We start from the raw sequence: 12,652 nt of genomic DNA, 5'->3' as shown, positions 1-12,652 counted from the left end.
GCCAACGCCCGGATTTTACAGAATGAGGCCGCCGCTCCAGTCCATGATTTGCCCGCCTTGCAGGAGTGGGATCAGCCACAACGAGTTGATTCTGTAGAAAACGTTGACCTTCCGGGGCCTACCATCCAGTCTGTGTCCGACCCCGGGGACATAGCTGACAAAACCTCGAGGGACGCACGGCAACCAGCGGATTGCCGCAACCGCGACGGCGATCCCATAATGGCTCAGGAGTGATTGTTCATCCGCTCGAACAAAGCTTCGCCCATCCGGCGCGTATCGGCCAAAATACCGACAAGCACCTCGTCCTTGTCCGCTTCGAATGCGCAGCGCCTCGGTGGCGAATTCGTACGGACTGACCATCATACGGTTGGCTGTTCCTCCGTTGCGGGTGCTGCCAACGAGACCGGTATCGACAATTGGCGGAGCCATCTCCACCACCCGAATTCCGCTCGACCTCAATTGATGACGCAGACTGAGCGTAAAGGAATGGATCGCGGCCTGTGAGAGCAAGACAAGCGCCTTGCTGTCGAGTTCCAGGAACATCCGTCGTTGATTTGCGTTTGCTCTCCGAGGTTAGACGTTTTCAAACCGAAGGAGAACGGTGTCATGGACTGGAACCGCGTGGAAGGAAACTGGAAACAGGTAAAAGGCAAGGTCAAGGAGCAGTGGGGTAAACTCACCGATGACGACCTTGACCGCATCGCAGGCAAGCGCGATCAACTCGAAGGCAAAATCCAGGAGCGTTACGGCATCGAAAAGGACCGTGTGCGGCGCGATGTCGATGATTGGTACGGGCGGCAGGGTTGGTAGGCATGTGAGCCCCGGCTGTGGCCAATTCCGGGACGCGGCCAACAGTCCGGCAGGACCATGCAGGCGCTGAGCCTTGTCGTTAGCTGAATTTTGCAGCAAGGATTTCGTATTGTGGCAGAAAATATCTCTCGCAAGCAAGAGCAACGGGGGACAAGAAGAATTGTCATGTGGGCGATCGCAGTTATCGCTGTGATTTTTCTTGTTCTACTGGCTACATTCGTGTTCGGCCCGTTGGTATGACTTTCATGGCGATGATTGGAGCTGTCTCCGATCCGATCCGGGGATGATCGGGTGTTGTTCGGGGACGCCGGCAGCGGCCAGTGAGCAACTATACAGGCTTCCGGCGAGGGCATGCGGCTAGCGCTGCTCCAGCGACCGGACGGCGCCAGTGACGCCCCTATGTCGACCGCCGGCGCGCGCCAACCACTTCTGCCGGTCTGCAGTATCGGTACGGAAACCCGTTTCACAAGAATTTTGCTGAACACGATTTCGCCGGGAACATATCAGGAAAAGATTGGTTTGGTGGCGGTACACAAACAGGAGATCCACCATGATTGTCAAACTTCTCTCCGCCGCTGCGCTCGCCCTTACATTGGCTACATCGGCAATGGCGCAGTCGAACGGTTCCGGCTCCAACACTGGCACCGGCTCGAACAACGGCACCGGCGCTACGTCTGGAAACACCGGGGGCAACAGCGGCACCGGCTCTGGAACGTCCGTGAATCCTTCCGATCCCAGCACTACGAATTCGACAAATTCGACAACGAAATCAGGTGGCATGACTGACCGCTGCAAAGATGCGGCAGGCAACGATATCGACAACAACACCGCGACCGGCACGACAACATCGAATGTGCAGAACTGCAATAAATGAGCTGGCTCCTCAATCCGCTGCCGGAACAGTGCTTCGGCAGAATCCGGCAGCGCATTGAGCGCTGAGAGTAGTAAGCGTAGATGAACCGGCAGGCCGCCAAGCAAGCGTCGCCCCAATTCTTGTGGTTGGCAGGAGCATCGGCGGCTGTCGTCATCGGTTTTACCGCCTTTGCCAGTGGATCGGTTCGCAGCAACAGTCTGCGACAAACCACCATTGCACAGGCCATCGGTGGCGACCCTGACCGGGCCGTCCCGGCAATGATCCGCAACGGCTGTGGTGGATGTCACGAAATCCCGGGGGTACCCGGCGCCCATGGCACCGTCGGTCCGTCCCTGCAAGGCGTCGTCGAAAGAGGATATACCGGGCCGTCGCGAGCCACCCCGGATGCGATGATGCGCTGGATCAGCAGGGCGCGGGACGTAGACCCGAAGACGGCCATGCCCAATACAAATCTGTCGCCTCAAGAGGCGCGCGACATTACCGCCTATCTCTATGCGCGAACATGAGGCGCGCTGAACTCATCCCACGGCGGAGGCGTCTTGCCAGCAAAAGCAGCAGGCCAAGCATCAACACGGCGGCGCCCGCCGCAAGTGATTGAGCCGCCAGAATCATGATTGTCCGACTTGTTGTCGAGCCTGCCCGCATCTGGCGTACATCGGCCGCGGTGACGCTGAGGTCGGGATTTCCGAACCGAGCGGTGACGTAATTTGCAAGGGCTGCCACCTGGCCATCGTCCAGCCAGCCGCCGAAGGCCGCCATCGATTGACGCCCCGCCACGTCGCCAGCTTTGACACCTTCAAGGATGGTCATGACGACATCCTCGGGCGTGGCCGCGCCGGCGGTGCTGTTGCGGGTCAAGGACGGATAGGATCCGTCGGGCGATCCGCCTCCGGTCGCCCCATGGCACGTCGAACAGAGCGATCGATAGAGATCATCGCCGGTTGCGGTCCCGCTGCCTTGCGTCATCCCTTTGGTTCCAGCATCGCCGTCGACCGTGGCCGCGTTACCCCATGAGAAACGCGGCTGCTTCTCGTCTCCCGGTTGGGCGGGCACGTCCCTGAGATAGGCGACGATAGCCTTGATGTCGTCGTCGGAAAGATGCTGCAGGCTGTTCATGACCGTTTCCGCCATCGGCCCGCCCGCGTAGGCCTTCCCGGGCACGGCGCCGGTTTTGAGAAATCGAGACAGCTCTTCGTTGCTCCAGCCGCCGACGCCTGCGATCTTGTCGCTGGTGATGTTGAAGGCGTGCCAGATGCCGGCGGTGCCGCCGGCAAGCTTGTGGTCTTCATCCATGCCGAACGTCGCATTCCTTGGCGTGTGGCAGGCACCGCAGTGGCCGAGCACCTCGACAAGGTAGGCTCCCCTGTTCCATGCGGCGGTCCGGCTCCGATCGGGCGTGAAACTGCCGGTTTGGAGATTCGCGAGCTTCCACAGCGCAACCGTCCAGCGCTGGTTGAATGGAAAAGGCAGAATGTTTCGCGGCCGCGGCTGGGAAATCGGCGGCTGCGCAAGGAGATAGGCCCGAATCGCAAGCACGTCCTCGCGGCTCATTGCGGCGAAGCTGTCATAGGGCATGGCGGGGTAGAGATCGGCTCCGTCGCGCCTGATACCTTTCTGGACAGCTCGCACGAACTCGTCCGCGGAATAGCGTCCGATGCCCGTTTCGAGATCTGGTGTGATGTTGGTCGAGTATACATCGCCGAAGGGTGTCGGCACGCGATAGCCTCCAGCGAAGGGGCGGCTCGGATTGGACGTGTGGCAGCCGATGCAGTCGGCCGCTCGCGTGAGATATTCACCCCTCTGGATTTCGCTCGCCCGCAGCTCGGTGCAAAGCGCCAACGATGACAAGACGAGTACGACCGCCCGAGAAATGACGGCTGGGAATGGAATGCCCGTGGCAGGCCAAAGCGCGTACCGGCGGTGGATGGCCAATCTCCGCGTCTTTGGCGTCGTCACAGTTCGCACCCGCTGAAGATCAGCCCTGCCACCACTTGCGCCAGCAAGATGAGCGTGAACAGCGCCCCGATGCCCACCGAAGTCCTGGCAAGGAACGCACGCGTGCGCGCCCTCCGGGGCGGGATCGCACCATGTCCGCGGTCATGAACGGCGTGCCACGACAGCAGCGTGCTTGCCAGGGCGACAGCGGCGCCTATCAATGAGAACAAGGCAGTGGGACGAAAGCCGGCATGGCACTGCCAGGATGCAATGGAGTAATCGAGCTGCAGGGCTATTGCCCACGCAACTGGCCCGCTGACCAGGCCTGCCCAGGAAACGCCGGGACGGATCGCCTGCATCTCACATCCTCGGAGCCCAATAAATAACAAGATAGAGCACGACCCATGAGACGACGACGAAGTCCCAGTAGAACGCATTGTCCGAGACGTCGCTGAAGCGGCGGCCCGCCTTGCCTTTTTGCGTGAACATGAGAACCGCCAGGACGATGGTATCGCCGACATCGGTAAGAAGATGCGTCGTATGCAGTCCAAGCAGGAACCAGACGATCGATCCGTAAGCGTTCTGATCCCAGGAAATCCGCAGAGCCGGAAATTCCCAGATGCGAACGATCAGCGGAAGAATCCCGACGATCGACATGACGACCATGCCAAGGCGAACTTTCGCGAGGTCCTGGCGACGCGCCCAAAACTCGATCAGGTGGTTGGGCACGACGCTCGCAACCAGAATAATCAACACTGCCGTGCCCGGCAGCAAATCTGGCGCCGGGGCCCCGATGGGCCAATGCCGGGCCAGCACGGCCAAATAGAAGTAGGTGCCTATCGCCAAGGCAAAACCTGTTGCCTCGAGAGCAATGAAGGCAAGGGTTCCCCACCACATCGGGCTCGCCGACCCGAAATCATATGTGGGCAGGTGGCTGACGTCGGCGACGGGACGGTGCCTCATTCCTCGTCCTCCGGCTCGCCTTTCGGCCAGAACCAACAGATGAAGCCGATCGAAACCGGGATCGCTCCCCAGACCACCGCCCATGGCGTGTATATCGAACCGAGAAATGCGCCGCCCACCGCAATGGCCGACAGCAGCGGCCAGATCGAGTTGCCAGCCGATGGCACCCTTAGTTGCGGCACCGCATCGGCGACCGTGCCGGCGAGCACCTCGCGTGCGTCGACACGCAGACCCTCGACCACGGGAAGCGTATCGGGCTCGGCCCAAAGTGGTTCGCGGTGAGTTACCACGGGCAGCCGCGAAAAATCGTAGGAGGGCGGCGGCGACGTCGTCGCCCATTCGAGCGTGCTCGCGCCCCAGGGATTGTCTCCGGCAATGCTGCCGTTGCGAAGGCTGAGCAGGAGGTTCAGGAAGAAAAGCGCAAAGCCGGCGAACACCACCAGTGAAGAGAGGCTGATGAAGAGGTTCATCTCGCCCCAGCCGCTCGCCGGCGGATACGTATAAACGCGGCGCGGCATGCCTTGCAGACCGAGAATATGCATGGGGAAGAAGGTGAGATTGAACCCGAGGAAGACGAGCCAGAAATTCCAGCGGCCGAGCCTCTCCGACAGCATGCGTCCGGTGATCTTGGGAAACCAGTAATAAACGGCGCCGAGCAGGGGGAAGACGGCGCCCCCGACCAGCACATAGTGGAAATGGGCAACCACGAAATAGGTGTCGTGCACCTGCAGGTCGAGCGGCACCGAGGCGACCATGACCCCGGTCAGGCCGCCGATCACAAAGGTGAAGATGAAGCCGAGCACGAAAAGCATGGGCGTGGCGAAGATCGGCCGGCCGCCCCAGATCGTCGCAATCCAGCAGAAGATCTGAATGCCGCTCGGAATGGCGATCATCATCGAGGAAGCGGTAAAGAAGCTTTCGCCGAGCTGCGGCAGGCCGGTAGCGAACATATGGTGCACCCACAGGCCGAAGGAAAGAAAACCGATCGAGATCAACGACAGGACGATGCCGAGATAGCCAAAGATCGGGCGGCGAACGAAGGTCGGCAGGATCGCGGAGACGAAGCCGGTCGCCGGAATGAAGATGATGTAGACCTCGGGATGGCCGAAGAACCAGAACAGATGCTGCCACAGCAGTGCATCGCCGCCTGCTGCGGGATCGAAAAATTTCGTGCCGACCAGGCGGTCCAGGATCAGCATTGTACTCGAGACCATCACGGCCGGCATGGCGAACAGGATGACGAAAGCCGTAACGAGGACGGACCAGACATAGAGCGGGATGCGGTCGAGCGACATGCCGGGAGCACGTTGTTTGAACACTGTCGCGATGATCTCGACCGCTACCGCGAGCGCGGACACTTCAGTGTAGGTCACCATCTGCGCCCAAAAATCGGGGCGCTTGCCGATGCCATATTCGGGTCCGGCGAGCGGTACGTAGGAAAACCAGCCGGCATCCGCACCGGTTTCGAAGGCGAAGGCGATCCAGATCATCAGCCCGCCGGAAAGATAGACCCAGTAGCTGAATGCATTGAGCCGCGGAAAGGCGACATTGCGAGTGCCGATCATCAGCGGCACCAGGTAAATGGCGAAAGCTTCCATCACCGGCACGGCGAACAGAAACATCATCGTCGTGCCATGCATGGTGAACAGCTGGTTGTAGAGATCGGGGCCGATGTGGCCGGCCTCAGGCTGGGCAAGCTGGAAACGCATGGCGAGCGCTGATAGACCCGCAAGGATGAGAAACAGGAAAGCCGTCACGATATAGCGCCGTCCGATCAGCTTGTGATCGACCGTGACCAGCCAGCCGTAGAAGCCTTTCGGCGTTCGCCAGGCATGCGCCAGAAAAGCGCGCAGTCTCACCTCTTCGAGGCCGGTGTCACGGATGCCTTTCAAGCCCTGCTCGGTATGCTCGGCCGGCTTTCCCGCAATGCCGCTCATTCGAGGCTTCCGAGATAGGTGACGACCGCGTTGAGATCGTCGGCGCTAAGGGCAATGCGCGGCATCTTGGCGCCAGGCTTTATCGACTGTGGATCGGCAATCCAGGCGGCGAGTGCACCAGGGGTCATGGCCAGCGTATCCGCGGCCAGTGCACGTCGGCTGGCGAGATGGGTAAGATCAGGTCCGACCGTTCCGCTGGCAGGCGTGCCTCTTATCGTATGGCAGAGCGCACAGCCGGTGGAAAGAAATGCCTGTTGGCCGCGGCGTTCTTCCTCGCCGCCAGGCGCCGAGGCGACGGCGTTTTGCCTGGATTGCCATGCTTCGAACGCTTCGCGGCTTTCCGCGATGACGGTGATGGCCATATGGGCGTGCTGATAGCCGCAGAATTCGGCACACTGGCCACGATAGATGCCGGGCTTATCGGCGATGAGGGTAAGCTGGCTTGGCCGGCGCGGAATGAGATCGCGCTTACCGGCAAGGTTCGGCACCCAGAAGCTATGAATGACATCGAGCGAATCGAGTTCGACCTTGACCGGTTCGCCAACCGGGACATGGATTTCATTTGCCGTGACGATCGACTGCGAGGGATCATTACCGGCATACCGGACCTCCCACCACCATTGGTGCCCCGTGATCCGCACGGCAAGCGTTTCCGTTCCGCTCAGCGAAGCAATGGATTTGCCGGCGAAAAAACTCGCTATCGTCATCATGACGAGCACCAGAACGGTCAACGCAATGGCGCTGCCGACAGCGCGGGTAAATCGGCGCTCCTGATGTGAATCGATCTCGAGCGGCGAGCGCGTTGTCTCGGACAGGCGGCGATGCAAAAGCGCTGCCGCCAAGACCAGCATGACAAGCAGCCACGTGGCCACCGCGACTGCGCTGAAAGACCAGATCAGATCAAGGATTCTCCGGGCGTTCGCACCATGTGCATGGAGGGCCGACTGCCGATCGCCGCATCCTGCTAATACCAACATCGGCGCTGCGCTGACCCACCCCAAACGCTGTTGCGCGGCCTTTCCCGGAACAATGCCAGTCAGGATTTGCGTTGGACATGTAAAGGCAAGCGACATTCGCGGTCGTGTCCGCCTGCGAGAGCTGGCCAACGGACTCATGCACCTCGCCATGAAGGATCCACCATCGTTGCCACGGCCATAACGCAGCTGGCTGAAAAAGGATGCTTGGCAACACCGCCCGGCGAAAACCGACGTGAAGCGATGCGGGTTAGACGATGCGCAACTCCTGGGGAGCCTGATGCCGCCGACTGCTCGTTTGAATCCAGAAAGCGACCAAGAGCAGTGCGGCTCCGCCATAGATCAGGCCAGCGGGAATCCACATGATCAAGCCTGCAAGTTGCTGGTCCTCGAGCGGGCTGAGCCCCCACAGATCCGAGCCGACGGCGTTAGCCGGATACCACAGCTTTGGCGAGACAACGAGCAAAGCCCCGAGCAGCCCGGTGTGGAGCGAGGTGAAGAAGAGATGCATCACCGCATTGCCGCAAGCGTGCTCGCGGCCAGGGCGAGGCAGCAGCACCCACCAGAACAAAAGCCCGGTGCCGAGGAAGCTCGCGTGCTGGGCATAGTGCAGGAAACCCTGCTGGAGGGCAGCCTCGAACAGCGCCGGGAGATGCCAAATCCATATCGCGGCTCCGTGCAGGACGGTCGCGACCACAGGGCGGCTGATGAACGCCCAGATCGCCCGAAGCGTATTTGCATGTCCGGCCGCTCCGAATATCTGGCGCAGCTGTACCGGCAGTCCCACATCATCGCCGCTGTCGGGCGGGAGGCAACCAGCAGAGGCGCTGCGACCACCATCAGCAATTCATGCTCGATCATGTGCGCCGCAAACACATGTTCGCCCAACGCATGGATCGGGCTTACAAGGGCGAACGCCAGGACGGCCCAGCCGGCAGCAAACTGGAAGGCCTGCCGTGATCGCAAGCGACGTCCGCGTCCGCTCCGTCGCCACAGTCGGCTGGCGCCGGCAACATACAGCAAAAGGATTGCCGCCAGTGGCAATGTGATGGGGAGCGCCAGAGTCCAACCAGCCTGCGGAGCGCCGTTGCCGTAGCAGATGGAGGTCGAAAAAAGCGCGTCGAAGCTCATGATCCGCATCCGTCACCCGGAAGAGCACCGGTTCATCTGGAAAGATCCAGAATGAAGCCAAGGAGGCGCGCTGTTCCCACCCCCTTGCGCTGCCTCTAGGCGTCCATCATCGATTTCGCCGGCTCCCGGGCGATATTTTCTTCTATGCGTTCGTGTCCCGGTGTTCGCGGCAGGGCCTGGCGGAAGTTCTTGGCATAGTCTGCCGGCATTTTGGGCGGCATCAGCGGCTCATAGGCATCTACCAGCGCTTCGACCACGACAGGGCCTTCCGTGGCGAAAGCCTGGTCGAGAACCGTCTCGATCTGATCGGCCCGCTCGATGCGAAAACCCTTTGCGCCCATTGCTTCCGCCGCCATGGCAAAATCGATCGGCTGCAATTCGCAACCGAATTGCGGATTCCCCAGAAACATCATCTGCTCCCAGGCGATCTGATTGAGCATGTTGTTCTTGATCACCAGAACCTTCAGCGGGATCTTGTAGCGCACCGCCGTCGAGAATTCGCCGAGCTGCATGGCAAAGCCGCCATCGCCGACGATGGCGGCAATCGGGCGACCGGGGAATGCTATGCCGGCAGCGATGGCGTAGGCGAGACCGCAAGCCATCGACGCCAGCGATCCGGACACCCCAAATGCCTGGCCGCTGCGAAGATCGACATGGCGGGCGGCCAGTTCCGTGTTCTGACCGGAATCCGTGGCCAGCACCGTGTCGTCGGCCAACCGTTGTCCGAACGCCCGGGCAATCGCCTGTGGCTTCAAGGGTTGCGCCTGCATGTCTTCCGACTGCCGCATCATCTCGCGCCATTTTCTCATGGTCTCTTGGGAACGGTGCAGGAACTCATCGGAGGGCTTCTGCGTCAGACGTTGGTTGAGCGCGCGCAATGTCTCGGCCGCGTCGCCGACAAGGCCGGCTTCGACTGGAAAGCGCAAGCCGATCCGCTGCGCATCGCAGTCGATCTGGACGCCACGGGCCTGCCCGGGCTGCGGGTAGTATTCGATATAGGGAAAGGTCGAACCGACAATCAGCACCGCGTCACAGCTCTCCATCGCCTCTTGCGAAGCCAGGGTTCCAAGAATGCCGATCCCGCCGGTGGTGTAGGGATGGTTGTCCGGCAGCACCGCCTTGCCCAGCAAGGCCTTCGCGACAGGCGCCTGCAGCAGGCGCGCCGTGTGTTCGAGTTCGGCGGCCGCGCCGATGGCGCCGCGTCCGGCCAGGATCGCAACCCGCGAAGCGTCATTGAGAATGGCGGCGGCTTTGTCGAGCTCAACGTCCAGCGGTACGCTATGACCGGCGAACATATCCTGCGGCGTGTGCGCCGGGCGATTGCGCTTGGAGCGCTTCGACGGATCGCGCTCCTGCTCCTGGATATCGCTGGCAATCGAAAGATGAGCGACGCCCTTGCGCGCCAGCGCGGTTCGGCAGGCAAGGCTGGCGACGTTTTCCATATGCGCGGCATCGGCAACATGGGCGTTATAAACGGAGACATCATTGAACACGCGCGTCAGATCGACATCCTGTTGCGTGAACGTCTCGATCAGATCGTGGAACTGCATGCCCGTAATCGCCAGCACCGGAGCCTGGTCGAGCTTGGCGTCATAGAGGCCGGTCAGAAGATGTGTTCCGCCGGGACCGGACGTCGCAAGGCACACGCCCAGCTTACCTGTCCACTTGGCATACGCACATGCCATGAAGGCAGCCGATTCTTCATGCCGGACCTGAACGAAGGCAATCTTGTCGCGCCGCGTCCGCAACGCTTCCATGACGCCGTTTATGCCGTCTCCCGGCAAGCCGAACACCACCTCCACGTCCCAGGCGACGAGCGTATCGATGAGAATTTCTGCTGCATTTGGCATGTCAGGGTAGCTCCGGCGGATGGTGTCCGAACCGGTGAATCCCGAGTTGGTTCCTTCGTCACAATAAATCGTGACAGGTTTCTGGAAGCGATCTCCCCGGAGCGGTCTATTCGATCTGCTCGAACGTGCATTGCCGTGGCGCCTTGTCGGGGCGCCAGCGCAGCAGTTTGGTGCCGTGGCGAAACCGATTGCCGGTAACGTGGTCGAAGCGGACCTCCACCACCAGTTCAGGTTCCAAGGGTTCCCATTGTCCGCTGCGCTCCGTGCTCCAGCGGCTCGGGCCGCCGGGCGCCTTGCCGGTGAATCCGGGCTCTGACCGCAGCCCTTCCAGCCGGCGCGTGAGCGCTCCTCTGTCGGTCCTGGCGATGGTCGACGTGAAGCCGACGTGATCGAGCTTGCCGTCGTCATTGTAGAGGCCGAGGAGCAGCGAGCCAACCTCACGACTGTCCGCGAGATAACGGAAACCGCCGACAACGCAATCGGCGGTGCGCCTCGGCTTTACCTTCACCATCGCACGTTCCCCGCACAGATAATGCTCATCGAGCACTTTGGCCACGATGCCGTCGGTCGATGCATGGCCGGAGCCGTGTAGCCATCGAGCCGCCGTGGCTGCATCATAAGTGCACTTCGACAGGCGAAGATCTGGACTGTTCGAGGAGGTCGCGAAGTCCTCGATCGCTCGCCGCCTTTCGACAAGTGGTTTGCCCGTGATGACCTCGCCGCCCGGCCTGGCAAGCATGTCGAAGAGGATCAGACTGGCAGGCGTCTGCGAACTCAGTTTGCGGATTCTGCTTTGTGCGGGGTGAAGGCGCATCTGCAGCGCTTCGAAGGAAAGCTCACCGTCAACCTCGATGACAATCTCGCCGTCGATGACGAAGTGCCCGCGCTTGAGGTCACGCAAAATCTCCGTGATTTCTGGAAAATAGCGGCCGAGCGGCTTGCCGGATTTGGCGCGCAGGTCAACGGCGTTGTCGCTCTTGAAAGCCAGGCAGCGAAATCCGTCCCATTTGGGCTCGTACTGCCAGCGGCTCCCGTCCCTGGGGATTTCATCGGCAAGCCTGGCCTCCATCGGAGGAGTGTCCAGCGGGAGCGGGAAGGCGTTTATCGGTTCATGCACGGGTCAGGCCTCCAAAACCGGTTCAGGAACGGCTCCGGCTTTTCAACTTCCAGGACTGGCACCGCGTTCCATCTGACGGTTCTGCCTGGTTCTTCGCGATGGGACATTTTCATTTGCCGCGGAACCCGGATGACGGCTGGTCGCTTTGATGTCATCGGCAACGCGAGCGGAGATGTCCCATCGATCCCTCATTGTGGATAGCTTTTGTCGGAACCGTCATTCTGATGCAGATGCCGCCAGGCCCCGACAGCATGCTGGTGATGGCACGCGGCATCGGGCAGGGGCGCGACGTGGCGCTGTTCACGGTGCTCGGCATGACGCTGGGCGCCGGACTGGTGCAGCTTCCGCTGATTGCATTTGGCCTGTCCTCGCTTGTCCGCGCCTCGCCGCTGGCGTTCAATCTGCTTCGATGGGCCGGGGCGGCCTATATTGTGTGGCTGGGGGTCCGGCTGCTCCTTTCAGCCTCGGCAACCATTCCCGCGGGTGACACCAAGGCCCTGCGGCCGCTCGCCGCCGCCCGGGAAGGAATGATCGCCAATCTGAGCAATCCCTGGCCTTTGATGTTCATGGTTGCGTTCCTGCCGCAATTTGTCGATCCGCATAGGGGCTCCGTCACGTTGCAGCTGGTGCTGCTTGGCGCAACACAGAAGATAACCGGTGTGCTGGTGCTGGGAGCCTATGCCTTGGCATCGGGCGCGGCCGGCGCATGGGTCATGCGGCACCCTCGCGCAAGGCTTTGGCAGCAGCGGCTCGCCGGTTGTCTCATCATCGGCCTCGGCGTACGGATGGTGATCGGCGGCGGTACAAGCCGCTGACTTTGAAGGAATAGCTTTTGTGCCACGTCGCCTGAAGGACAGGCTTCGACACAAGCATTCTCTTCTTCAGGGGACCGAGCATTCGCTTGGAGGTTCGGCTCCGCCGAAAGAACATCGGATGAAACGCCGTCGCGGGCCGGGACTGTGTCCAGGAACAAAAAGCCTGACCAGAGGTTCGAACCACGATCTCTATGCAGCTTGATGCGGCTGCTTCATCGGCATCCGATTGGAATGTTCGTCATGATT

The 12,652-nt window shown here is 61.1% G+C and carries 13 protein-coding genes and 1 pseudogene; 4 read left to right on the top strand and 10 right to left on the bottom strand.

The genetic code is table 11. From position 1 onward, the window contains the following. Positions 1–15 precede the first annotated feature (15 nt). Positions 16–543 carry a Rossmann-fold NAD(P)-binding domain-containing protein gene (locus tag NKH52_RS26660; protein WP_352735205.1) on the bottom strand — a complete coding sequence of 176 codons (528 nt, stop codon included), beginning with the start codon at positions 541–543 and terminating at the stop codon, positions 16–18. Between the two features lie 63 nt (positions 544–606). On the opposite strand from NKH52_RS26660, the gene NKH52_RS26655 reads away from it, so the two are divergent. The 3 genes from NKH52_RS26655 to NKH52_RS26645 all read left to right on the top strand — a co-directional run bounded on the left by NKH52_RS26655 (position 607) and on the right by NKH52_RS26645 (position 2,190). Next, entirely contained in the window at positions 607–810 is a 204-nt protein-coding gene (locus tag NKH52_RS26655; protein WP_013533227.1) for a CsbD family protein, read from the top strand. Between the two features lie 550 nt (positions 811–1,360). Further along, positions 1,361–1,684, top strand: coding sequence for a hypothetical protein (locus NKH52_RS26650; protein ID WP_127292148.1), 324 nt, complete (start codon positions 1,361–1,363; stop codon positions 1,682–1,684). A gap of 80 nt (positions 1,685–1,764) precedes the next feature. Continuing rightward, positions 1,765–2,190, top strand: a complete 426-nt coding sequence (locus tag NKH52_RS26645) for a c-type cytochrome (RefSeq protein WP_352735202.1) — start codon at positions 1,765–1,767, stop codon at positions 2,188–2,190. On the opposite strand, the gene NKH52_RS26640 is transcribed toward NKH52_RS26645, so the two are convergent. The 9 genes and pseudogenes from NKH52_RS26640 to NKH52_RS26600 form a co-directional block, all read right to left on the bottom strand. Next, on the bottom strand, positions 2,162–3,400 hold the full coding sequence (locus NKH52_RS26640; RefSeq protein ID WP_352735200.1) for a c-type cytochrome: 1,239 nt from the start codon (positions 3,398–3,400) through the stop codon (positions 2,162–2,164). The two genes, NKH52_RS26645 and NKH52_RS26640, sit on opposite strands and share 29 nt — an antisense overlap. A gap of 236 nt (positions 3,401–3,636) precedes the next feature. Further along, positions 3,637–3,978: a hypothetical protein gene (locus NKH52_RS26635; protein WP_352735198.1), complete on the bottom strand. Its 342-nt coding sequence runs from the start codon at positions 3,976–3,978 to the stop codon at positions 3,637–3,639. A gap of 1 nt (position 3,979) precedes the next feature. Then, on the bottom strand, positions 3,980–4,582 hold the full coding sequence (locus NKH52_RS26630) for a cytochrome c oxidase subunit 3 (RefSeq protein ID WP_352735262.1): 603 nt from the start codon (positions 4,580–4,582) through the stop codon (positions 3,980–3,982). Then, a complete protein-coding gene (gene ctaD / locus NKH52_RS26625; protein WP_352735196.1) occupies positions 4,579–6,519 on the bottom strand; it encodes a cytochrome c oxidase subunit I in 1,941 nt (646 codons plus the stop codon). The genes NKH52_RS26630 and ctaD overlap by 4 nt, the downstream gene beginning before the upstream one ends. Continuing rightward, positions 6,516–7,496 (bottom strand): cytochrome c oxidase subunit II, encoded by a 981-nt coding sequence (gene coxB / locus NKH52_RS26620; protein ID WP_352735260.1) that lies wholly within the window; start codon positions 7,494–7,496, stop codon positions 6,516–6,518. Before coxB ends, ctaD begins: the two co-directional genes overlap by 4 nt. A gap of 247 nt (positions 7,497–7,743) precedes the next feature. Continuing rightward, a complete protein-coding gene (locus NKH52_RS26615) occupies positions 7,744–8,280 on the bottom strand; it encodes a cytochrome c oxidase assembly protein (RefSeq protein ID WP_352735194.1) in 537 nt (178 codons plus the stop codon). Between the two features lie 38 nt (positions 8,281–8,318). Then, positions 8,319–8,624 (bottom strand): annotated as a pseudogene (locus NKH52_RS26610) (cytochrome c oxidase assembly protein); the annotation flags it as partial. A 95-nt stretch (positions 8,625–8,719) separates the two neighbouring features. Then, positions 8,720–10,474, bottom strand: coding sequence for a thiamine pyrophosphate-dependent enzyme (locus NKH52_RS26605; RefSeq protein WP_352735192.1), 1,755 nt, complete (start codon positions 10,472–10,474; stop codon positions 8,720–8,722). Positions 10,475–10,580: 106 nt separating this feature from the next. Next, on the bottom strand, positions 10,581–11,591 hold the full coding sequence (locus NKH52_RS26600) for an ATP-dependent DNA ligase (RefSeq protein WP_352735190.1): 1,011 nt from the start codon (positions 11,589–11,591) through the stop codon (positions 10,581–10,583). Between the two features lie 224 nt (positions 11,592–11,815). On the opposite strand from NKH52_RS26600, the gene NKH52_RS26595 reads away from it, so the two are divergent. Then, positions 11,816–12,406: a LysE family translocator gene (locus NKH52_RS26595; protein WP_352735188.1), complete on the top strand. Its 591-nt coding sequence runs from the start codon at positions 11,816–11,818 to the stop codon at positions 12,404–12,406. Positions 12,407–12,652 lie beyond the last annotated feature (246 nt).

Source organism: Mesorhizobium sp. M1066, from assembly GCF_040318635.1.
Lineage (GTDB): Bacteria > Pseudomonadota > Alphaproteobacteria > Rhizobiales > Rhizobiaceae > Mesorhizobium.
Note: the sequence above shows the minus strand (reverse complement) of the source record. Positions and strands in the feature narration are given on the sequence as shown.